At 65.2% G+C, this 21,921-nt stretch carries 24 protein-coding genes; 11 read left to right on the forward strand and 13 right to left on the reverse strand.

Annotated elements, in window-relative coordinates; translation table 11 throughout:
* Positions 1-79: 79 nt before the first annotated feature.
* Positions 80-790, forward strand: a complete 711-nt coding sequence (locus GV068_RS08850; RefSeq protein ID WP_159696971.1) for a hypothetical protein — start codon at positions 80-82, stop codon at positions 788-790.
* Positions 791-981: 191 nt separating this feature from the next.
* Here GV068_RS08850 and GV068_RS08855 read toward each other — a convergent pair whose 3' ends face one another.
* Positions 982-1,836, reverse strand: a complete 855-nt coding sequence (locus tag GV068_RS08855; RefSeq protein ID WP_229463913.1) for a protein phosphatase 2C domain-containing protein — start codon at positions 1,834-1,836, stop codon at positions 982-984.
* A gap of 258 nt (positions 1,837-2,094) precedes the next feature.
* Here GV068_RS08855 and GV068_RS08860 point away from each other — a divergent pair, with 258 nt between their 5' ends.
* Complete coding sequence (locus GV068_RS08860) at positions 2,095-3,606, forward strand: hypothetical protein (protein WP_159696973.1); 1,512 nt, start codon at positions 2,095-2,097, stop codon at positions 3,604-3,606.
* Between the two features lie 75 nt (positions 3,607-3,681).
* Positions 3,682-3,960, forward strand: coding sequence for a hypothetical protein (locus GV068_RS08865; RefSeq protein ID WP_159696974.1), 279 nt, complete (start codon positions 3,682-3,684; stop codon positions 3,958-3,960).
* Between the two features lie 15 nt (positions 3,961-3,975).
* Here the strand turns inward: GV068_RS08865 and GV068_RS08870 are convergent, their stop codons facing one another.
* Positions 3,976-5,136, reverse strand: a complete 1,161-nt coding sequence (locus GV068_RS08870; RefSeq protein ID WP_159696975.1) for a tyrosine-type recombinase/integrase — start codon at positions 5,134-5,136, stop codon at positions 3,976-3,978.
* Between the two features lie 107 nt (positions 5,137-5,243).
* Between GV068_RS08870 and GV068_RS08875 the strand changes: the two genes are divergently transcribed.
* Together GV068_RS08875 and GV068_RS08880 are read left to right on the forward strand one after the other, a co-directional pair.
* Complete coding sequence (locus GV068_RS08875) at positions 5,244-5,687, forward strand: DUF411 domain-containing protein (RefSeq protein WP_159696976.1); 444 nt, start codon at positions 5,244-5,246, stop codon at positions 5,685-5,687.
* Positions 5,688-5,748: 61 nt separating this feature from the next.
* The gene (locus GV068_RS08880; protein WP_229463916.1) at positions 5,749-6,087 is read left to right on the forward strand and encodes a hypothetical protein; all 339 of its coding nucleotides are present in this window, start codon (positions 5,749-5,751) and stop codon (positions 6,085-6,087) included.
* Here the strand turns inward: GV068_RS08880 and pnuC are convergent.
* Together pnuC and GV068_RS08890 are read right to left on the reverse strand one after the other, a co-directional pair.
* Positions 6,084-6,677 carry a nicotinamide riboside transporter PnuC gene (gene pnuC / locus GV068_RS08885; RefSeq protein ID WP_159696978.1) on the reverse strand — a complete coding sequence of 198 codons (594 nt, stop codon included), beginning with the start codon at positions 6,675-6,677 and terminating at the stop codon, positions 6,084-6,086. The genes GV068_RS08880 and pnuC overlap by 4 nt on opposite strands.
* 60 nt (positions 6,678-6,737) lie before the next feature.
* Positions 6,738-7,238: a pyridoxamine 5'-phosphate oxidase family protein gene (locus tag GV068_RS08890; protein ID WP_159696979.1), complete on the reverse strand. Its 501-nt coding sequence runs from the start codon at positions 7,236-7,238 to the stop codon at positions 6,738-6,740.
* A gap of 159 nt (positions 7,239-7,397) precedes the next feature.
* Between GV068_RS08890 and nadB the strand changes: the two genes are divergently transcribed.
* From nadB to GV068_RS08910, 4 genes are all read left to right on the forward strand, one after another.
* The gene (gene nadB, locus GV068_RS08895) at positions 7,398-9,026 is read left to right on the forward strand and encodes an L-aspartate oxidase (RefSeq protein WP_159696980.1); all 1,629 of its coding nucleotides are present in this window, start codon (positions 7,398-7,400) and stop codon (positions 9,024-9,026) included.
* Between the two features lie 41 nt (positions 9,027-9,067).
* On the forward strand, positions 9,068-9,967 hold the full coding sequence (locus tag GV068_RS08900; RefSeq protein ID WP_159696981.1) for a DMT family transporter: 900 nt from the start codon (positions 9,068-9,070) through the stop codon (positions 9,965-9,967).
* Between the two features lie 84 nt (positions 9,968-10,051).
* Entirely contained in the window at positions 10,052-10,945 is an 894-nt protein-coding gene (locus tag GV068_RS08905; RefSeq protein ID WP_159696982.1) for an NAD-dependent protein deacetylase, read from the forward strand.
* Complete coding sequence (locus tag GV068_RS08910; protein ID WP_229463918.1) at positions 10,942-11,946, forward strand: alpha/beta fold hydrolase; 1,005 nt, start codon at positions 10,942-10,944, stop codon at positions 11,944-11,946. Before GV068_RS08905 ends, GV068_RS08910 begins: the two co-directional genes overlap by 4 nt.
* A 10-nt stretch (positions 11,947-11,956) precedes the next feature.
* On the opposite strand, the gene GV068_RS08915 is transcribed toward GV068_RS08910, so the two are convergent.
* The 9 genes from GV068_RS08915 to queE form a co-directional block, all read right to left on the reverse strand.
* Positions 11,957-12,280, reverse strand: a complete 324-nt coding sequence (locus tag GV068_RS08915) for a hypothetical protein (protein ID WP_229463927.1) — start codon at positions 12,278-12,280, stop codon at positions 11,957-11,959.
* A 3-nt stretch (positions 12,281-12,283) separates the two neighbouring features.
* Positions 12,284-13,150 (reverse strand): carboxylating nicotinate-nucleotide diphosphorylase, encoded by an 867-nt coding sequence (gene nadC / locus GV068_RS08920; protein ID WP_159696983.1) that lies wholly within the window; start codon positions 13,148-13,150, stop codon positions 12,284-12,286.
* Positions 13,147-14,295: a quinolinate synthase NadA gene (nadA, locus tag GV068_RS08925; RefSeq protein ID WP_159696984.1), complete on the reverse strand. Its 1,149-nt coding sequence runs from the start codon at positions 14,293-14,295 to the stop codon at positions 13,147-13,149. The genes nadC and nadA overlap by 4 nt, the downstream gene beginning before the upstream one ends.
* 21 nt (positions 14,296-14,316) lie before the next feature.
* Positions 14,317-15,918, reverse strand: a complete 1,602-nt coding sequence (locus GV068_RS08930; protein WP_159696985.1) for an ABC-F family ATPase — start codon at positions 15,916-15,918, stop codon at positions 14,317-14,319.
* Positions 15,919-16,068: 150 nt separating this feature from the next.
* Complete coding sequence (ldcA, locus tag GV068_RS08935) at positions 16,069-16,998, reverse strand: muramoyltetrapeptide carboxypeptidase (protein WP_159696986.1); 930 nt, start codon at positions 16,996-16,998, stop codon at positions 16,069-16,071.
* A complete protein-coding gene (locus GV068_RS08940; protein WP_159696987.1) occupies positions 16,995-17,921 on the reverse strand; it encodes an alpha/beta fold hydrolase in 927 nt (308 codons plus the stop codon). The genes ldcA and GV068_RS08940 overlap by 4 nt, the downstream gene beginning before the upstream one ends.
* A gap of 111 nt (positions 17,922-18,032) precedes the next feature.
* Positions 18,033-18,506 carry a tRNA adenosine(34) deaminase TadA gene (gene tadA, locus GV068_RS08945; protein ID WP_159696988.1) on the reverse strand — a complete coding sequence of 158 codons (474 nt, stop codon included), beginning with the start codon at positions 18,504-18,506 and terminating at the stop codon, positions 18,033-18,035.
* A complete protein-coding gene (gene queD / locus GV068_RS08950; protein ID WP_159696989.1) occupies positions 18,499-18,945 on the reverse strand; it encodes a 6-carboxytetrahydropterin synthase QueD in 447 nt (148 codons plus the stop codon). Before queD ends, tadA begins: the two co-directional genes overlap by 8 nt.
* Before the next feature lie 23 nt (positions 18,946-18,968).
* Positions 18,969-19,604: a 7-carboxy-7-deazaguanine synthase gene (gene queE / locus GV068_RS08955; RefSeq protein ID WP_159696990.1), complete on the reverse strand. Its 636-nt coding sequence runs from the start codon at positions 19,602-19,604 to the stop codon at positions 18,969-18,971.
* Between the two features lie 155 nt (positions 19,605-19,759).
* On the opposite strand from queE, the gene GV068_RS08960 reads away from it, so the two are divergent.
* Together GV068_RS08960 and GV068_RS08965 are read left to right on the forward strand one after the other, a co-directional pair.
* Positions 19,760-20,704 carry a sensor histidine kinase gene (locus GV068_RS08960; RefSeq protein WP_159696991.1) on the forward strand — a complete coding sequence of 315 codons (945 nt, stop codon included), beginning with the start codon at positions 19,760-19,762 and terminating at the stop codon, positions 20,702-20,704.
* Between the two features lie 142 nt (positions 20,705-20,846).
* Positions 20,847-21,839 carry a diguanylate cyclase gene (locus tag GV068_RS08965; protein ID WP_159696992.1) on the forward strand — a complete coding sequence of 331 codons (993 nt, stop codon included), beginning with the start codon at positions 20,847-20,849 and terminating at the stop codon, positions 21,837-21,839.
* Positions 21,840-21,921: the final 82 nt, after the last annotated feature.

Below are 21,921 nucleotides of genomic sequence, written 5' to 3' on the forward strand. Positions count from 1 at the left end.
GCTGCAAGTGCTTCATGCGAAAATGAATCCTTTGGGAATGCCGCGGCACGCAAGTCGCGACCTAAACTGGAGCCTTTTCGTGCTGAATGAAGCTGTGGCAGAAGTACTGGAGATGTTGCATCAGAAGCGCGAAGCACCGAGCGAGTTACTTGAAACGGGCTTCGAAAGGAGAGTGAGGAAGCTCAGCAAAGGTTTGTGCATATTTTCCGTTTCCTGTTTTCCTGTAATGGGATTTGCTGGATGGTGCGTCGTGCAAAGCCAGCACCCATCGAGGGAATTATTCATTTTGGTGCAATACATCGGCTTGATGCAGATCCTTTTGGCCTTGTCGTGGATGTTCGTAGACACCGTGCCGGTGGCGGTCAGTGTAATGCGGTTTGACACCTATGCGTATCAGCGTCGGAAGCGTGAGATCGAATACGATCTGGGGCATCTTGAGGGACTGGTAGGGTTTGATCCGGCTATCCTCAAACTGACGGATAAATGGCTCGCATTGAAGATCGAACGAATGAAGATGCGAATCGGGAACTATCTGGGTGGGTCGGATAAGGTGGCAGTGTTCGCGCTTGTCAGTGCGGGATGGACCGTCTGGAAGAATTTTCCTCAATCGAGCTTGTCATGGCAAGGCCAAGCGTACTTGCTTGGATTAGCGATGCTCGTTGGCTTGGCAACAGGCGGCATGCTCGTGAACCGTGCTATCAGGCTGCTGACATATCAGCGGGATCTATTGGCGCTGGCCATGCTGAAAAGGCAGGAGTTTCAATGGCCGACCGGGACGGTGTCGAGCTAGCGGGCACAGATAGGAAATCGTCCAATGTACGCATAATCTATATTATGTTAAATGCGCTATCTGTAGATGAACGCCTTTAGGGCCTGCTGCAGGGATCGGCTTCTCACCGGCTCCAATCCTAGGCCCCTGTCCAGCGCGGCCGATGCGGCATTGTCCCCGGGTGCACGTTCTTTTGCTCTGTGTGGGCTGATCTAGGCGCGCCACAGGATCGCCGACGCATCGTCTGCCCGCTTGACGGACTTCGACGCCGTGGCCTGCACCGCCTCAAACGCGCGCAGCTCGTCCAGCGCTTCCTGCAAGCCTCGCTCGACGCACAGCGCGAACAGGCTCTCCGGCGTGTGCAGCCCGTAGGTGTCGACCAGCCGGTAAAAGCCGTCCGTCATTGCGAGCACGGCAGAACCTGCCGGCGCATTAAACGCAAACGTACGCGCGCCAAACGGCCCGTTTGGGCGCAGGCACAGGGAGTTCGTGTCGACCGTCGTGTTCTGGAATTCGCGCCGTGCGCGCAGCATCGGGAGCAAGCGCGCCTGCCTGGCGACCGGATCGCTGACGGCTTCGGCCTGCAGCCTGGCGATTTCAGCGCGCAGAATGCCTTCCTGCGGATTCACGAAGGGATCGAGGTCGTGGACCTTGCCGTCCGGCGTGCGCATCAGCGCCTTGCAGTCGCCCAGGCAGTACAGCTCGAGCCGGCTGCCTTGTCCCACCTTGCTTGCGCGGATCCACGTCAAGGCCGCAATCGGCCACGCGTACACGGGCACGTCCTGGCCGGCGCTGCGCGCCTGGAATGCGGCGTACACGGATTCGACCGCCGCATGCACCGCGCTCTGCTGGTCCAGACCAGCATCGATGCGCGCGCCGAGCGCCGCAGCAAAGCTGGTGACGAACCAGACCACGTCGCCGTTCTCCGGATCGATGTAATCGCGGTCGGCGACCGAGGTGCCGCCGTCGATGATGACGAGGTCAAGGCGCTCGGGCGCCTGGAAGCTTCCTGCCCAGTCTTCGTTGTGATGCGGCTTTGCGCCGGATGAAACAAGCTCGATCTGCATGAACATTCTTCCAAACGATACGTTCGTGACCACTGACCCCTTCGGAAGCCGAATTCCCATCCAAAGACTCAGTTTGAAGTGAACTCGACATTATATATGCTAATGTCGAGTGAAATTTGGAAGAAAATCTCTTGTCAGCAGCGCCTTTAGGGAAAGACATACTTTCAATCCCTGACAGGTAAATCGGGCGGCATCGTTCCTATTGTAGAGATAGCAAGCTAGAATCTCGGCCGTTCCCAAAACGTTTCCAAGGATTCGATGCAGCGCTTTCTGCCCGCCCGGCCCGCTGGCCGCGTCGCACTGTTCATTGTCCTGCTGTCGCTCGCGACCCTGCTGTTGACCCGCCCTTCGAAGAGCGGCGACTTCCAGGAGTACGCGCTGATGACGATCGCCCTCGCCAGCCACGCGACACCCGATCTCCGCCTGTCCGACGTCGACACCGCCTCTCGCCTCTCGCCCGAGCCAGGTTTCGAACTGATACACGACCAGCTCCGCGTCGGCATGCGCCAAGCTGCCGAATATCCCTTCCCGGGCTTCGTGCGCGGCCACGATGGCAGCTATTACGCGATCCACTTCTTTGCCTATCCTGCCCTGGCGGCGATTCCCTTCAAGCTGATCGACGCTGCCGGCGGCAAGCCGTTCAAGGCATTCCAGCTGCTGAATCTCGGCGCCCTCGCCCTGCTGACAATTGCCCTGTACCGTTTCACCGGCACGCCGCGGCGCGCGATCTTCGGCACCGTGTTCTTCCTGCTGTCGGGCGGCCTGCTGTATGCGAACTGGGGCAGCCCGGAATTCTTCAGCGCCTGCGCGCTGTTGTCCGGCCTTTTCTTTGTGCTGGCCGGCAGTCCGTATGCTGGCGCCCTATTGGCCAGCGTCGCCGCGATGCAGAATCCGCCGCTGGTCGCCTTCGGACTGTTCGCGCCGCTGATCCGGCTCACGTACGTCCATGCGCAGGAAAACCTGTCGTGGGCCGCGGCGTGGCGCAAGGTCGTCACGCGCCACACAGTGCTGGCCTCGATACTGCTGGTGGCGCTTGCCGCGCTGCCGGTCATGTTCAACCTGGCGAAGTTCGGCGTACCGAGTGTGATCGCGGTGCTGTCGACCGATCGCTCCCTGATGACGCTCGGACGGCTCGTGTCCTTTTTCTTCGACCTGAACCAGGGCGCCATCGTGGGCCTCCCGGTGGCGATGCTGCTGGTGCTGGCCCAGCTGGCGGCGCAGGACCGTCTGCGCTGGCTGCCGCACCTGCTCGTGGCCATCCTGTTCAGCGTAGCGATGGCGATCCCCACGCTGTCGACGGTCAACTGGAATTCGGGCGCCTCCGGCATGATGCGCTACGCCCTCTGGGGCGGCATGCCGCTGCTTTACCTGGGTTTGGTCTACCTGCAGCGCCTGCCGCGTTGGCCGCCCGCGCTGGTGGCCGCCATCCTGCTGGCACAGGCCGGCGCCATGACGTTCGCGCGCAGCTATGACTACCTCGAGTTCAGCCCGGCCGCGCGATTCATGCTGGCGCGCTTCCCTGCCCTTTACGCGCCCGAGCCGGAAATCTTCATCGAGCGGACCTTGCACCAGGACGGCGCCGTCCACGCCGACGTGGTGGCGCCCTATCCATCGCCGCAGCATCCGGTGAAAATCCTGTTCAAGGCCGATAGCCGGACGGCGCATACTAGCCTGTGTGGCGCGGGAGGCCAGGTCAGGATTGAGCATGCGACTGGCGGCTGGGTCTACCTCGATGGTCCGCCTGCCTGCCTCCCGGGCGCGCACGACTGAACTCCAGCCGTTTGCGTCACGATGCTTAGGTGGGTAAGAATGCGCTATGCGAACTGATCACTCGAAAGGAAGAGCATGGGCATCACCGTGAAGAACACGACACCGGACACGGCCAAGGTCACCCTGGTGGGCGAAATGATGGACGGGAAGTTCGACGCCAAGGTCATGGCGGAGACCGACGTCCCGTACACGAAGTACTGGGACAACGAACTCGAGCAACGCATCATTTACCTGAATCCTGACCCGGAACAGCTCACGTCGATCGTCGCAGCGCTGAACGATGGCCGCCTGTCGCTGGACGCCTTGCAGGAATTCGGCAGCTCGGACGGCGGCACCTCCGAACTGCCGATCTGATCGCCAACCAGCTTTTCAAGGCAGCAGATCCTTCTTCGAGCCTACGATTTCGTCGTGGCGTTCGTGGTCCTGCTTGTGCAGGTAGCCCGCCGTCGTCGCGATGTTCGCATGGCCGGCGGTGTCCTGCAGGGTCTTGAGCTGCACTCCGCTGTTGGCGTGGTTGGTCAGCATGCTGTGGCGCAGCCAGTGGGTCGAGGCCTGGCGCAATGCCGCGGCGCTGTCGCCATCGCCCTGCGCTTCGGCGCGGTCGGCCGCTGCCACGAACACCGCTTTCAGCGCTTCCGACGCCGCTTCGTCCGTAATGCGCACCGCTTCCTTGCTGCGGCTCGAGAGCACGAGCGGCGTGCGGTCGGCGCGGCTGGCCTGCGGCAGCAGCCCGAAAGCCTGGCGATAGTCGCGGTAGGCGGCCAGCATCGCCGGCGGCACCGGCAGGCGGCGCGGCTTGGCGCCCTTCCCCATCACGTCCAGCCACCAGCGGCCGTCGCCCTCGTCGTAGATGGCGCCCATGCTGGCACCCACGATCTCGTTGAGGCGCGCCCCGGTCTGGGCAAAGGCGATCAGCAGGAAGCGGTCGCGTTCGCGCTGGCGGATCGCCGCCGGGGTATCGGCCGCGCGGTTCGACACTGCATCGAGCGCGTGTGCAATCGCCTGCGGCGTGAGGTAGCGCGAGATGCGTTTGGCCTGGTTCGCGCGCACATTGCGCACCAGGCGCGCCGGGTTGCGCCGCAGGTAGCCGGTCTGCTCCGCGTAGCCGAGCAGGCCCTTCACCGCGATCATGGCCTGGCGCCGGCTGGCGTCGGACAAGGGCCCCGAAAATGGCCGGTAGCGCGGATCGTTGCGCGGCCATTTGGTGGTCGAGATCCATTCCGGCGGCGGATTGCGGATGAATTCCTTGTAGGCGTTCAGGTCGGCGACCGTCAGCTGCTGGAAAGTCTTGCGCGCCTCTTCCCGGCACCAGGTCAGGAAACGGTACAGCTCCTTCTGGGTGTTGGCGACCGATTTCGGACTCAGTTCACCCTGGCCGATGTACTCGCGCGCCAGTTCGGCGTCGCTTTTCGCGTCCGTGACCGGCTCGTCGTTCACCCTGCGGAAAACCGCGCCGCGCGCGCTCGCAGCCAGCCGCTGCGGCGAATCTTCCGGCAGCGGGTCGAGGTCGATCGGGATGAAGGTCGGCATGTTGCTTTCTGATACTGTGTTTTTATACAGTATAGCAGCTTCGACAACGGGCACCAAGCGTACGGCTGCGGCATAATGCGTTTTTTTCTGTCGCCCTTGGAGCTCACATGTTGCTGCGTTTTCTTACCCAGGCGGCGTCCGCCGTCCTGCTCGCATTGCCCCTCGCGGCCAGCGCCGCCCAACCCGTGATCGAGGTCTACAAAAGCGCGACCTGCGGCTGCTGCAAGGAGTGGGTCAAGCACCTGGAGGCCAATGGCTTCACCGTGAAAACCCAGGACGTCCCCAATACCTCCGACTACCGCGAAAAATTCGGCATCCCGAACGAGTATGGCTCCTGCCACACGGGCCGCGTGAACGGCTATGCGATCGAAGGGCACGTGCCGGCCAGTGACATCAAGCGCCTGCTGGCCACGAAACCGAAGGCGCGCGGCCTGGCGGTGCCGGGGATGCCGATGGGTTCGCCGGGCATGGAAGGACCGCGCAAGGATCCCTACGAGGTGCTGCTGGTGCAGGACGGCGGCAAGACCAGCGTCTACAAGCGCTACCCGTAAGCCTGCGCCGGCCCCGCGGGATCGTCGGCATAATGGGTTCTCAGTTTCGATGGAGCCAGAGATGAGCACACAGCAGAACGATCCCTCGACGACGCTTGGCGTCGGCGGCGTCACCAGCGGCCAGCAAGGCGCCACCCCCACCCATGAAACCCAGCAGGAAACCGGCGGCAGCGGCGGCGATGGCCTGACCCGCAACCAGGCGGGCGAAACCACCAACGCACCCGACGGCGCCGTAGCCGGCGAGCGCCAGCACGTGGAGGCCGAAGGCAGCGCGATGACGAACGTCGGCCGCGGAGCGCAGGACACGCGCCCGAACCAGGCCAGCCCCACGGGCACCGGCCTCGGTACGCCGGAAACCGGCGGCAACCAGGACGAAAGCGACCTGCCGCCCGGCCGCTAGGCCGTCTCGATCACCGGCGCCGCCTTTGCGGTGGCGTCGCGCGCGGCCAGCTTGCGCCACCAGATCCAGGACACGATCGCGTTCACCCAGAAGGCGCCATACAGCACCGCGGTCAGATAGAGTTCGCGGCTGGCGTAGAGGGGAACGGCGATCGTGTTCACCAGCAGCCAGACCGGCCAGTTCTCGATCCGGCGCTGCATCATCAACAGCTGGGCGATCACGCTGAACACCAGCACGGCGGAGTCGATGAAAGGCGCGTAGGCGTTGGTGAAGTGGTGCAGCAGCGCGCCGTAGATGGCGGTGGCGGCAAGCCCTGCCGGCGCTATCCAGCCAAGCGTGCGCCAGCCCGCATGGGTGACCGGCAGTGGCGCGCCCTGCCTGCCGTGCAGCCAACGCCACCAGCCCAGTATGCTGGTCCCCACGAAGAACACCTGCAGCACAACGTCGGCATACAGCCGGCTTTGTGCAAACAAGATGCCGAACAGGGTGCAGCCGATGATTCCGGTCCACCAAGTGTGGACGCTATTGCGCCCGGCGAGGAAGATCGCCACGGCGGTGAAGGCGTTGGCCGCGATTTCGAGCGGGGTCATGCAGGCTCCCTGTCAATAAGGGAGCACTGTAAGCGAGCCGGGGCGACCCGGCAAGCTGACTTACATGCGGATGGTGCCGTGATCGGCGTCGACGTCCGGCGTCGAACCGGTGACGGCCGCCTTGGCCATCGCGAACATGCGCACCATCTTGCTGTCGTTCGAATCCCAGTACTCGGCCGCGTGCGGCATTACCCGCACCAGCACCACGTGCTCGTCCTCGGGGCCGGCCGGGAACCAGGCCTGCACCATCGGATTCCACAGCGCGTGGATCTGGTTGCGGTCGACCACGCGCTCAGCATGGCCGCTGACCGAGACGTAGGTGCTGTCATCGTTGTTGGCGAAGCTGACGTTGACCTCGGGCTCGTGGGCGATGTTGTCCCACAGTTCGGTGGTAGTACGGGTGTAGAACCACAGGCCGCCTTCGGCGTCGACCTGCTGGTTGGTCATCGGCTGGCTGACCAGGTGGCCATTCTGGTCGCGCGTGGTGAACATGGCGAAGCGCATCGAGCCGATCTTCTCGGACAGGGCGGCCGCGTGCGCTTGGGCGTTATGGTCTGGCATGGCATTCCTCGCTGATTGGTTGAATCCCGATCCTAGCCTGCGCCAGGCCGCCCATCCGTGCGTCGGCGTACACTGACCCGGCCTTGACCTTGCGCCCAGCCCTCACACGCTCTAGCCAAATCGTCTATAGTGATGCCTCTGTACAAAACTTAACTCGCCATGAAATTTGACGTCGCTATTGTCGGCAGCGGTCTGGCCGGCCTGTCGGTGGCCCTCCACCTGGCGCAGACGCGCAAGGTTGCAATCATCTCCAAACGCGCGCTGCTGGACGGTGCCAGCAACTGGGCCCAGGGCGGCATCGCCGCCGTGCTCGACTCGGGCGACAGCCACGACCAGCATATCGCCGACACCCTGGTGGCCGGCGCCGGCCTGTGCGAAGAAGCGGCCACCCGCTACATCGTCGAGAACGGCCGCGCCGCGATCGAATGGCTGATCGAACAGGGCGTGCCCTTCACCCGCGACGCCTCGGCCGAGCTGGGCTTTCACCTGACCCGCGAGGGCGGCCACAGCCAGCGCCGCATCATCCACGCCGCCGACGCCACCGGCCACGCGGTGCAGGTGACGCTGGAGCAGAAAGTGCGCGCGCATCCGAACATCGCTTTGTTCGAGCACCACTGCGCGATCGACGTCATCACTTCCGACAAGCTCACCGGCAAGGGTGTGCACGGCGGCGCGCCGCACCTGGTTGGGCAGCCACGCTGCTACGGCCTGTACGTGCAGGACGAAGAGAGCGGCCAGGTGCTCACTTTCGAAGCCGAGCACACGGTGCTGGCCACCGGCGGCGCCGGCAAGGTCTACCTGTACACCACGAATCCCGACACCGCCACCGGCGACGGCATCGCAATGGCCTGGCGCGCCGGCTGCCGCGTGTCGAACATGGAATTCATCCAGTTCCACCCGACCTGCCTGTACCACCCATATGCGAAATCCTTCCTGATCACGGAAGCAATCCGCGGCGAAGGCGGCCTGTTGAAACTTCCGCCGGAAGCGGGACCCGCTGCCGGCACCCGCTTCATGCCGGCCCATGACGAGCGCGGCGAACTGGCCCCGCGCGACGTGGTCGCGCGCGCGATCGACTTCGAGATGAAGAAGCGCGGCCTGGACTACGTCCACCTCGACATCAGCCACCAGGACCCGGAATTCCTGAAGGAGCACTTCCCGACCATTTACGCGCGCTGCCTGGAGCTGGGCATCGACATCACCAAGGAACCGATTCCGGTGGTGCCGGCGGTGCACTTCACCTGCGGCGGGATCGTCACCGACCTGGCCGGCCGCACCGATATCCCGGGCCTGTACGCCGTGGGCGAGACCGCCTGCACCGGCCTGCACGGCGCCAACCGCCTGGCCAGCAACTCGCTGCTCGAATGCGTGGTCATCGGGCGCGCCTGCGCGCACCAGATCGCGGCGGCGCCAAAGATCGAGAATCCGGTGCTGCCGCCCTGGGACGAATCGCGCGTGACGAATGCGGACGAGGAAGTGGTCATCGCCCACAACTGGGACGAGCTGCGCCGCTTCATGTGGAACTACGTCGGCATCGTGCGCACCACCAAGCGCCTGGAGCGGGCGCAGCACCGCATCAAGCTGTTGAAGGAAGAGATCGACGAATACTACCGCAACTTCCGCATCACCCACGACCTGCTGGAGCTGCGCAACCTGGTCGAGGTGGCGTCCCTGATCGTCAACAGTGCACTCTCGCGCCACGAGAGCCGCGGCCTGCATTATTCTCGCGACTTCCCGGATACCCTGCCGAAGGCGCTGCCGAGCGTGCTGACGCCGGAACGCCGCTAATCGTTGTTCTCCGGCCCGCTCGCGTGGGCCGGATCCCCGCCATGAACCGCCCTGCCCTCACACCATCCACCATCGCCCTCTTGAGCGTGCCGCCCATCCTCTGGGCCGGCAACGCCATTGTCGGCCGGCTGGTGCGCGACGCCGTGCCGCCGATGACCCTGAACCTGATCCGCTGGTCGATCGCGCTCTTGGTGCTGGTGCCGCTCGGGCGCGCGGCGCTGCGGCACGGCAGCGGCGTTCTGACCAACTGGCGCCGCTACGCCATGCTCGGGCTGCTCGGCGTGGGGCTCTACAATTCACTGCAATACCTGGCGCTGCAGAGTTCAACGCCGATCAACGTCACCCTGGTGGCCTCCGGCGTGCCGGTCTGGATGCTGCTGGTTGGGCGCCTGTTCTACGGCGTGCCGGTCAAGCGCAAGCAGATCGTCGGGGCGTTGCTGTCGATCCTGGGCGTACTGGTGGTGCTGTGCCGCGGCGACATCCACCAGCTCTTGCAGCTGCGCCTCGTGATCGGCGACCTGTACATGATCCTGGCCACCATCGCCTGGTCCTTCTACAGCTGGATGCTGATGCAGCAGAAGGATGTGCCGGGTCTGCGCGCGGACTGGGCGGCGTTCCTGCTGGCCCAGGTCGGCTACGGGGTGCTGTGGTCGGCCGCGCTGGCCGGTGGCGAATGGGCGCTGCGCGACACGCACATCGCCTGGAGCTGGCCGCTCGCGGCAGCCCTGCTGTACGTGGCGATCGGCCCCGCGATCCTGGCAATGCGCTGCTGGGGCGCCGGCGTGCAGCGCGCCGGCCCGAGCATCGGCGCCTTCTTCATCAACCTGACGCCGCTGTTCACGGCGCTGCTGTCCTCCGCCTTCCTGGGCGAGGCGCCCCACCTCTACCACGTGCTGGCCTTCGGCATGATCGTGGGCGGGATCGCCGTCTCCGCGCGCTGACGCCTGGCGGTCGTTCAGGCCGGAAAGGTGTGTCCATGCGCCGGGAGGGGATGTTACGATCCCATCCAATGGAGGTACCGTAACATGGCAGAAGGTTTCACCGTTCAAGACCAGGCCGAGGCGCTGGCGGAATTCCTCGAACGGTATCCGCGCGCGCTGGTCCTGACAGGCGCCGGCCTGTCGACCGCGTCGGGCATTCCCGATTACCGCGACCGTGATGGCACCCGCCGCGGCCGCATGCCGATCCAGGGTCCGGAATTCCGGCGCTCGATCGACGTCCAGCGCCGCTACTGGGCGCGCAGCATGGTCGGCTGGCCGATCATGGCGAAGGCCCGGCCGAATCACGGGCACCGGGCGCTCGCGCGGCTGGAAAAACACGGCCGCTTTGGCCACCTGCTGACCCAGAACGTCGACGGCCTGCATCAGCAGGCCGGCAGCCTGGCGGTCCTCGAACTGCATGGCAACGTCCACAGCGTGGTCTGCATGCACTGCAAGGCACAGTTTCCGCGCGCCTTCGTGCAAACGCTGCTGAACGAGGCCAATCCCGAACTGGCGAACGTGCTGGCGACCCCGCTGCCCGATGGCGACGCCGCGATCGAGCCGGATGCGCTCGAAGACTTCCATTTGCCCTTCTGCGTCCATTGCGGCGGCGCGCTGTCGCCGGATGTCGTATTCTTCGGCGATGGCATCCCGCCGCCGCGCACCGCCTGCGCGCTGGCCCAGATGGAAGCGGCCGACGCGCTGCTGGTGGTGGGTTCGTCGCTGATGGTGTATTCGGGTTTCCGCTTCTGCCGCATGGCGAATGCAGCGGGCAAGCCGATCGCCGCGGTCAATCTCGGTCGCACCCGCGCCGATGAGCTGATCGCACTCAAAATAGAAGAGTCGGCCGAGCGGTTGCTGCCGCGCGTCGCCGACCTGCTCCACGCGGAGGAGCCGGAGGAGTCACATCCAACAATCGACCACAGGGGGATTTTGTGACCACACGCTACCGCACTACCGCAATCCTGGCCGGCATCGGCCTGGCCGCCTCGTTTCTTTACGTGCGCGCCAAAACGCGACAAGCGGAGCAGGAGAACCCGCCGCAGGGCAAGTTTGTCGACGTGGACGGCGTGCGCCTGCACTACCTGGAGCGCGGCACCGGGCCGACGCTCGTGCTCCTGCACGGCAATGGCGTCTATTCGAAAGATTTCGAAACGAGCGGCCTGTTGCAGCAGGCCGCCGCACATTACCGCGTGATCGCTTTCGACCGCCCCGGTTTCGGCTACAGCGAGCGGCCGCGCAGCACGGTGTGGACGCCCGAGAAGCAGGCGGCGCTGCTGCACCGCGCGCTGGCGCAAATCGGGGTCGAATCGGCGATCGTGCTCGGCCACTCCTGGGGCACGATGGTCGCCCTGGCCATGGGGCTGCAGCAGCCTGATGTCGTGCGCGGACTGGTGCTGCTGTCGGGTTACTACTATCCGAGCGTGCGCCTCGACGTGGCGCTGTCCACACCCGCCATTCCGGTCATCGGTGACCTGCTGCGCTACACGGTGTCACCCGTGCTGACGCGGCTGATGTGGCCGGCCCTGGCCAAGCGCACCTTCTCCCCGCTGCCGGTATCCAAACGCTTTGATGCCTTCCCGCGCTGGATGGCCCTGCGGCCCAAGCAGTTGCGCGCGAGCGCGGCGGAGACGGCGCTGATGATTCCCTCTGCGCTTGCGCTCTCGACACGTTATGCGGAGCTGAAGGTGCCGGCGATCGTCGTCGCCGGAACGCGCGACAAGATCGTCGACTGCGGGCACAACTCGGAACGCCTCAGCGAACGCCTGCCGGACAGCCAGCTGCAGCTGCAAGCGGGCGTCGGCCACATGACGCACTACGCGCATCCGGAAAAAGTGATGGCCGCAATCGGCGAGATCGCGGCGCAGGTCGGGGAACCGGTGCACATGCGCACACCGGAAGCGGAAGCGCTGGCACAGGCCAGCGAAAGCGGGGTCTAAGCCGGGCGAATCAGCCCTTGATGACGTACTTGATGACGATCCCCGCCGTCAGCGCGGCGAAGATCACGAGCGACAGACCGCCATGCAGCATCGGCGAGCCGATCGACACCTGGGCCGTGCGCGGATCCATCTCCATGCGCACGGCCTTCCCGAACATCACCGGCCGCAGGAAGCCGCGCACGCCCACCAGCAGCATGCCGATGCCGAAGCACACGTCGGCGGTGCCGCCCGTTTGCAGGCCGTTCACCAGGGTCGGGCCGCCCAGCAACAGGCCAAAGGCCAGCCACAGGATGCGCGCGCCCGTCGAAATACGCAGTCTGGTCCAGTCCATCATGGTTCAGCCTACGATGCGAAGCGAGTAATCGGTCGCGCGCACGTCCTTGGTTAGGCTGCCGATCGAGATGCGGTCGACACCCGTCTCGGCAATCGCACGCACGGTCTGCATGTTGATGCCGCCCGAGGCTTCCAGCAGCGCCCGGCCCGCATTCACGCGCACCGCTTCACGCATCATCTCCAGGTCGAAGTTATCGAGCAGGACCGATTTCACCCCAGCGCCGAGTGCTTCTTCCAGCTGGGCGATGGTCTCGACTTCGATCTGCACCGGCGCGCCGGAGCCGAGCGCCTCGGCCGCAGCCAGGGCTTTGCTCACGCCGCCAGCGGCCGCGATGTGGTTTTCCTTGATCAGGATGCCGTCGTACAGCGCCATGCGCTGGTTCTTGCCGCCGCCGACGCGCACCGCGTATTTCTGCGCCAGGCGCAGGCCCGGCAGGGTCTTGCGGGTGTCGAGGATCGCCGCCTTGGTGCCCTCGATCACATCGACGTACTTGCGGGTGGCGCTGGCCACGCCCGACAGCAGCTGCATGAAGTTCAGCGCCGCGCGTTCGGCGGTGAGCAGCGAGCGTGGATTGGCCTCGATGGTGCACACCACCGAATCGGCGGCCATCAGGTCGCCCTCGGCGTATTGCCAGGTAATCTCGGTGTCCGTATCGATGGCCAGCATGACGCCTTCGAACCAGGGCGCGCCGCACAGGACCGCCTGTTCGCGCACGATGACGCGGGCCTTCACGCGCGTGTCGTTCGGCACCAGCATGCCGGTCAGGTCACCGGTGCCAACGTCTTCCAGCAGCGCCGCGAGGATGTTGGCCTCGAAGGCTGATTGCAGCTTCTCGTCGAATTGATCGTGCGGATTGCGTAGCAGCGTCATGCGGGACCTACTCCATTGAACAGTGTCGCGTTCTGCTCGAGCGCGCCGCTCGGCAGGGCTTGCGCCTTCTTGGCGGCGGCGAAATCGAGCATGCGGTCGATCGCGCGCTTGGCCTGGCGGCCGATTTCCGGATCGACGTGGACTTCATTGGCGCCGTTTTCCAGCACGTCGGCCAGATTCTTGAGGCCGTTCATGGCCATCCACGGGCAGTGGGCGCAGCTCTTGCAGGTGGCGCTGTTGCCGGCGGTCGGCGCTTCGATGAAGCGCTTGCCCGGCGCGGCGGCGCGCATCTTGTGCAGGATGCCGTTGTCGGTGGCGACGATGAAGGTATCCGCCGGCAGGTTCACCGCGGCGTTGATCAGCTGGGTGGTCGAGCCGACCACGTCGGCCTGGGCCACGACCGAGCTTGGCGACTCCGGGTGCACCAGCACTTTCGCATCCGGATATTCGCTCTTCAACAGGTCGAGTTCGACGCCCTTGAATTCGTCGTGCACCAGGCAGGAACCCTGCCACAGCAGCATGTCGGCGCCGGTCTGTTTCTGGATGTAGGAACCGAGGTGGCGGTCCGGCGCCCACAGGATCTTCTTGCCCTGCTCGTGCAGGTGCTTGACGATGTCGAGGCCGATCGACGAAGTCACCATCCAGTCGGCGCGCGCCTTCACGGCGGCGCTGGTGTTGGCGTAGACGACCACGGTGCGGTCCGGATGCTGGTCGGCGAAGGCGGCGAATTCATCGGCCGGACAGCCCAGGTCGAGCGAGCAGGTCGCGTCCAGGTCCGGCATCAGGATGGTCTTTTCCGGGCTCAGGATCTTGGCCGATTCGCCCATGAAGCGCACGCCGGCTACGACTAAGGTCTGGGCCGGGTGGTCACGGCCGAAACGCGCCATCTCGAGCGAATCCGAAACGCAGCCGCCGGTTTCCTCGGCCAGGTCCTGCAGCTCGGCGTCCACGTAATAGTGGGCCACCAGCACCGCGTTGCGTTCCTTCAGCAGGCGCTTGATGCGCGCCTTCAGTTCCACCTTTTCGGCGGCGCTCGGGGTCGCGGGCACGCGCGCCCAGGCCTCGGCCGTCGCCGGGTTGATGGTGCAGGACTCGCCCACCTGGGGGTGGTCGTATTCGTAGGTCTTGATCGGTACCGTCATCATGTGATGTGTCTCCCGGATGGATCAGTCGATGCCTTGGCTCGTCAGGTACTCTTCATAGCTGCCGCGGAAGTCGACGACTTCGTTCTCGCGCACTTCGAGCACGCGGGTGGCTAGCGAGGACACGAATTCGCGGTCGTGCGACACGAAGATCATGGTGCCGGCGTACTTGTCGAGCGCGATGTTGAGCGACTCGATCGATTCCATGTCCATGTGGTTGGTCGGTTCGTCGAGCAGCAGCACATTGTGACGGCCCAGCATCAGCTTACCGTACATCATGCGGCCCTTCTCGCCGCCGGACAGCACCTTGACCGACTTCTTGACTTCGTCGCCGCCGAACAGCAGGCGGCCGAGGATCGAGCGCACGGCCTGGTCGTCGTCGCCTTCCTGCGTCCAGCGGCTCATCCAGTCCGTCAGGTTGTCGCCGCTGGCGAATTCCTCGGTCGGATCCTGCGGCATGTAGCCGACGTTGGCGTTCTCGGCCCACTTCACGCGGCCCTGGTCGGCCGCCAGGCCGGTGATGTCCTGGCCGCCGATGCAGCGCAGCAGCGTGGTTTTACCGGCGCCGTTGGCGCCGATGATCGCGATGCGTTCGCCCGCCTCGACCATGATCGAGAAGTTCTTGAACAGCTGGCGGTCATAGGCTTTCGACAGGCCCTCGGTTTCCACGGCCAGGCGGTGCAGCTTCTTCTCGCCTTCGAAACGCACGAAGGGATAGGCGCGCGAGGACGGCTTGAATTCCTCGATCTTGATCTTGTCGATCTGCTTGGCGCGCGAGGTCGCCTGGCGCGCCTTGGACTTGTTGGCCGAGAAGCGGCGCACGAAGTCCTGCAGTTCGGCGACCTTTTCCTTGGCCTTGGCGTTGTTCGCCAGCTGCTGGTTGCGCGCCTGGGTCGAGGCCAGCATGTAGTCGTCGTAGTTGCCCGGATAGACCTTCAGGGTGCCGTAGTCCATGTCGGCGACGTGGGTGCAGACCTGGTTCAGGAAGTGACGATCGTGCGAGATGATGATCATCGTCGAGTTGCGCTGGTTGAGGATGTCTTCCAGCCAGCGGATCGTGTTGATGTCCAGGTTGTTGGTCGGTTCGTCGAGCAGCAGGATGTCCGGGTTCGAGAACAGGGCCTGGGCCAGCAGCACGCGCAGCTTCCAGCCTGGCGCCACGGCGCTCATCGGACCCTGGTGCAGGTCGCTGGCGATGTCCAGGCCGAGCAGCAGCTCGCCGGCGCGCGCTTCGGCCGAGTAGCCGTCGTACTCGGCGACCTTGCCTTCGAGTTCGGCGGCCTTCATGTAGTCTTCGTCGGTCGCTTCCGGGTTCGCGTAGATCGCGTCGCGCTCGGAAATGGCGTTCCACAGCTCGGTGTGGCCCATCATGACGACGTCCAGCACGCGCACGTCTTCGTAGGCGAACTGGTCCTGGCGGAGTTTACCGAGGCGCTCGCCCGGGTCGAGGCTGACATTGCCGGCCGACGGCTCCAGGTCGCCGCCGAGGATCTTCATGAAGGTCGACTTGCCGCAACCGTTTGCGCCGATCAGGCCATAACGGTTGCCGTCGCCGAACTTGACGGAGATGTTCTCGAACAGCGGCTTGGCGCCGAATTGCATTGTAATATTGGCAGTGGATAGCACGAGGAAACCTTTGGAAGCGGAGTTAGCAACGGTGTTGCCGGATAACCCGCGATTTTACCATCGCAGGATCGTCAAGGCGAAATCGTGGCCAGGAATGCAAACGGCGCACCCGTGTGCGCCGTCAAAGGAGAGCCGCGCTGGCCGCCCGGCTCAGCCGCAGACCGGGCCGCTCCGCAGGGTCGGATAGTCGCTCAGGCTCAGGCTGAAGCCCTCCTCATGCGAGACCAGCTTGCCCTGGGCGCCAAAGGGAATCGTCACCCGGCGCGGGATGTGGCCGAAGCTCAGGCCTGTGAGAATCGGCACCGGCAAGATGGCGCGCAGGTGGGCCAGCATGGTGTCGAAATCATAACCGTTGTCGTTCGGCGCCAGCTTGTAGCCGGAGAAATCGCCGAGTATCACCGCTTGCTGGCGCGCCAGCACGCCGGCCTGGTGCAGCTGCAGCAGCATGCGCTCGACCCGGTAGGGATGTTCGGCGATGTCTTCCAGGTACAGGATGCCTCCCTCGATCTGCGGGAAATACGGGGTGCCGAGCAGCGAGCCGATCATCGCCAGGTTGCCGCCCCAGACGGTGCCCGTAGCCTCGAGAACAGGGTTGCCGGTTGCGCATTCGGTGATGGTGTGGGTCGGTCCGGCCAGGCATTGCCAGAAATTATCCAGCGTGAACTGGACCGGCTCCTTGCAGCCGAAGTCGCCCGCGATCATCGGGCCGGCATAGCTGAGCGCGCCCGTCCGGGCCAGCAGGCCCATGTGGATGGCGGTCATGTCGGAAAAGCCGACGAACAGCTTGCCGCTCGCGGCCATCGCCTCGAAATCGATGTGCGGCAGCAGACGGGTGGCGCCGTAGCCGCCGCGCAGGGCCATGATGATCTGCACGTCCGGATCGTCCACCGCGGCGCGCAGCTGGGCCAGGCGGCCCTCGTCGGTGCCGCCGAAACGCTCGTGGATGGCGGCGTGGTCATAGTAATTGTGGACGAGGCAGCCGTGCTGCTCGAGGCGGGCGATGCCGCGGTCGATCGCGCACGGGTCGAGGGCCTGGCCGGCCGGGGCCACGATGGCGATGCCGATTTGGGGTGTGATCACTGTTTGACAAATAGCCTGGGTGTTGAGTCTGGCAACATCTTACCCCTGGCGTGGGCGTCAATCAAGGCGAGGAGCCGCTCGGCCAGCTGCGGCGGGAGGTCGTGGCCCATGCCCTCGATGATCTCGAGGCGGGCGCCGGGGATGCGGCTGGCCGTGTCTTCGCCGCAGGCGACCGGCACCAGCGGGTCGTTGGCGCCGTGGATCACCAGCGCCGGCGCGGTGATGGTGCGCAGCAGCGCGCAGCGGTCGCCAGAGGCCGCAATCGCCATCATCTGGCGCGCCACGCCGCTAGGGCAATAGCTGCGGCGCACCGAGCGGGCCACGCGCTTGCGCAGCAGCTTGTCCGTGGTCGGATAGGCCGGGCTGCCGATGGCGCGCATGATGCTGACGCCATGGTCGATGATGCTGTCGATGTTGGCCGGGTCGGCGGGACGCCGGGCCAGCAGCTTGCTGATTTTCTTTTGCGGCCCGGGCAGCCCGCGCCGGCAGCTGCTCGACATGATCGAGGTCAGGCTCAGGATGCGCTGCGGATAACGGGCGGCCAGGATCTGGGCGATCATGCCGCCCATCGAGACCCCGACCACGTGCGCGCGCGCCACCCCGAGGGCGGACAGGACGCCGATCGCGTCTTCGGCCATGTCTTCCAGGCGGTAGGCGGCGCGCAGGGGCCAGCCGAGCTTGGACTTGATCCAGGCCAGGCCCAGGTTGGGCACGCCGGCCTGTTCGAATTTGGTGGAGAGTCCGCAGTCGCGGTTGTCGAAGCGGATGACGTAGAAGCCGAGTTCGACCAGGCCATCGACGAATTCTTCCGGCCAGGCGGTCAGCTGCATCCCGAGCCCGTGCACCAGCAACAGCGGTGGGGCCTTGGGGTCGCCTGCGGTATCGAAGGCGATGCGGATTCCGTTGGCGTTCAGCGTGGGCATGGGGCAGCATTCGTTTCGCCGCACCAGCGGCATGCGGCCAGCATACCACTTTCATAACGGAGGGTGCGCTCGTGCCGTCGTACGATTTGTCTTACGGCCGCGCAGCGGTGCTCAGTCGGCTGCGGGAAGCTTGCGGCTTGCGGCGCGGCGCTCGGCAAAGAAGGCCTTGAGCAGGCTGCTCGCCTCCTCGGCCATGACGCCGCCCGCCACCTCGGTGTGGTGGTTCAGCTTTTCTTCGTCGAACAGGTTCACGACCGAGCCGCAGGCGCCGGTCTTGGGATCGACTGCGGCGTAGACCACGCGCGCCAGGCGGGCGTGCATCATCGCGCCCGAGCACATGATGCAGGGTTCCAGGGTGACGTACAGCTCGCAGCCCGGCAGGCGGTAGTTGCCCAGCTTCTCGGCGGCGGCGCGCAGCGCGACGATCTCGGCGTGCGCGGTCGGATCGTGGCGGCCGATCGGCTGGTTGAAGCCGGTGGCGATGACCTCGCCGTCCTTGACCACGACCGCGCCGACCGGCACCTCGCCTTCGGCCCAGGCCAGGCGGGCCTGCTCGAGGGCGAGCTGCATGTACTGATCATGCATCGGTGACTTCGGCCCAGCAATTCGGGGTTTCGTGCAAGACCAGCTTGTGCAGGCGCAGGCCGGTGCCGAAGCGGTCGGTGAATACCGTCTTGAGGAGCTTGAAGGCGACGCGCGCCAGGTTTTCCACGGTCGGGATGCAGTCGATCACCACCGTCTTGTGCCCGGGCAGCGAGGCCAGGAACTCACGCACCTTGTCGTCCTTTTCGTACACCAGGAAGGCGTGGTCCCACACGTCGACCAGGTGTTCCTTGGCCAGCGTCTTGACGTCCGAGAAATCCATGATCATGCCGTTGTCGGAATTTCCTTCAACGTCGATGACATCGCCGGTCAGGGTGATTTCGAGGGTATAGCGGTGGCCGTGCAGGTTGCGGCACTGGCTCTTGTGGTCGGGAATACGGTGGCCGGCATCGAATTCCAGCTTGCGGGTAATGGTCAGCATTGCGGTGCGATCTTGTAAATCTCTTAAGGAATCTGGAGGAGTTTGTGGGTCTGGAGGCTGAGCTTCCACTTGGGGTTCTGGCGGCAGGTCTCGATCGCCAGGCGCGTGTTGTGCGCGGCGAGCGGCCCGTCCATCGGCTGCACGTAGAAGTTCTCGAAGTCGAGCCCCTCGTAGGCGGCCAGGTCCTGGCCCAGCTGCGGGATGACGACCTTGATCTCATTGCCCTTTGCGACCACCAGCTGGGAACCCATCTTCGGGCTGACGCAAATCCAGTCGACGCCTTCCGGCACCGGCAGGGTGCCGTTGGTCTCGATCGCGATCGTGAAGCCGCGCGCGTGCATCGCGTCGATCAGCGGGCGGTCCAGTTGCAGCAGCGGCTCACCGCCAGTGAAAACGACATATTTACTGGCGGCGTGGGTGGCAGGCCACAGGCCGTCGATCTCGGCAGCAAGCAGCTCGGGCTCGCGGAACTTGCCGCCGCGTTCGCCGTCGGTGCCGACGAAATCGGTGTCGCAGAACTGGCAGATGCTGCTCGCGCGGTCGGCTTCGCGGCCGGTCCACAGGTTGCAGCCGGAAAAGCGGCAGAACACGGCCGGGCGCCCGGCATGGGCGCCTTCGCCCTGCAGGGTGTAGAAGATCTCTTTGATGCTGTAAGTCACGGTAAGCCTCTCGTCAACCTTCCATTATAACGCGCTGTCCTGACGCCGTGGGGCTGGGCAGCCCCGGTTCCATGCATTGAGGATGAGCAACATTCCCTGTCGGAAACCGATGTACCTTCATACGGAATCTTCCGAATGCCCGTCAGAAGGATGTCATGAACAACCACTCTGCATTCCTAATACGTTTATCAGCATTTGCCGCGCTGGCGATCAGCCTGCCGGCTTCCGCCGCGCTGCCCTTCCCCCTGCCCTTGCACGGCGAAGCGCCCGAGATCGTCGCGGCCGCCATGCTGAGCCTGGCCGCCGTGGCCGTCGCCCTGCTGCAGCAGCGCCGCGCCCAGGCGGCGCAGGAGCGCGGCAATGCCCTCGAACGGCAGCTGCACTCCGAACGCGGCGCCCATGCCGAGGCCGAGAACGCGCTGTCCGGCAGCCACGAAGTACTGTGCCGGCTGGTGCGCCAGCAGGAAAGCGTGCGACAAACCGAACGTGCCCGCATCGCCCGCGACCTGCACGACGAGCTCGGCCACCGGCTCTTGTCGCTGCGGGTGGAACTCGCCTTGCAGCAGGCCGCCGTGCGCGGCACCTCCCCCGCTGTGTACGACAAGCTGACCCACGCGATCGCCAAGCTCGACGCCGCGATCCGCTCGGTGCGCGCGCTCGTGGGCGGCCTGCGCCCGATCGCCCCCGGCCAGAGCCTGCGCCAGGCAGCCGAACGCCACCTGGCCGACTTCGCCCGCCTGCACGGACTCGACTACCGTTTCGATGCGGGCTGCATGATGGACGACAGCGCCGACCGGGAGCGCGATGCGGTGCTGTTACGGGTGCTGCAGGAATCGCTGTCGAACGTGGCGCGCCACGCCCGCGCCACCATGGTCTGCGTCACCCTGGCCGAGGCAGCCGGCGAGGTGGTGCTGAAGATCGAGGACGATGGCATCGGCACCCAGCCGGCCAGCCGGCCGGACGTCCGCAGCTGCGGCATCGACGGCATGCGCGAGCGCACCGAGGCCTACGGCGGCAGCCTCACGCTGGCGCCGGGCCGCCGCGGCGGGACTGTCGTCTGCGCAAGCCTGCCCCTGTTCCGAACGACAACGTATGCGTAGGCGCCGCCACCTGGGGTCCATACGGGGACACGACAAGCCCTGATCGAATCTTGCTGCAAATCAATAAGGTTGCACCCTCGTGGTAGCAAAATTGTTTCCTGTCGGCAGTCAATCGACGACCGGAAACCCGCAGAGGACGACCATGATCAGTTCAGCAAGTTCCAGCACCAGCATCCCGGCCCCGACCGCACTCGTCCAGGACGGCGCCTTCGTCGGCCAGCTGGTGGCGTCCCTGTCGATTCCCGTCTTCGTGCTCGACACGGACGGGCGGGTGATGATCTGGAACCGCGCCTGCGAACAGCTGACCGGCGTGCCCGCCCACGAGGTACTGGGCACAGGCGAGCATTGGCGCAGCTTCTACGACCACCGCCGCCCCACCCTCGCCGACCTGGTCCTGCAGAACCGCAGCGATGACGTGCGCCGCGTCCTGCCCCGCTGCACCATCGAAGGATCTCCCAACAGCCTGTGCATCGAAAGCTGGTTCGACATGCCGCGCGCCGGCCGGCGGCGCTACCTGGCCGCCGACGCCAGTCCGATCTTCGGGGCCGACGGCGAACTGGCGGCGGTGGTCGAGACCCTGCGCGACCTGACCGATGAAAAGATGGCGCAAGTGGCGCTGGAACAGCTCGCCACCCGCGACGGGCTGACGGGCCTGGCCAACCGGCGCTGCTTCGACGACACCCTGCACGCGGAATGGGCGCGCGCCCTGCGCCAGCAGCAGCCGCTGTCGCTCTTGATGGTCGACGTCGACAACTTCAAGGCCTATAACGACGCCAACGGCCACCTGGGCGGCGACGAATGCCTCAAGCGCATCGCGCGCGCCGTCTCCAGCGAAATGCGGGCCAATGACCTGGTGGCGCGCTATGGTGGTGAGGAATTTGCCGTGATCCTGCCCAACCAGTCGCTCAAGGGCGCCGCCATCGTCGCCGAACGCATCCGCTGCCGGGTCGAGCAGCTGCAGCTGCCATCGACTGCGCCGACGCGGCACGTAACCGTGTCGATCGGGGCCGCCACCGCAGTCGCCGGCCCCGACAACAATGCCAGCCAGCTCGTGGCCACGGCCGACGCCGCCTTGTACCGGGCCAAGCACCTGGGGCGTAACCGGATCAGCCTGCCCCTGAGCGAAGCGGCGTAAACACCCACGTATGCATACCTGATTGTCCTGTTCTTTCCTTGTCGAATAATCTATCCTTTGCGGATAGCAATATTCCAAAAAG

It is taken from the genome of Massilia sp. 9I (genome assembly GCF_902506415.1).
Classification (GTDB): domain Bacteria; phylum Pseudomonadota; class Gammaproteobacteria; order Burkholderiales; family Burkholderiaceae_D; genus Telluria.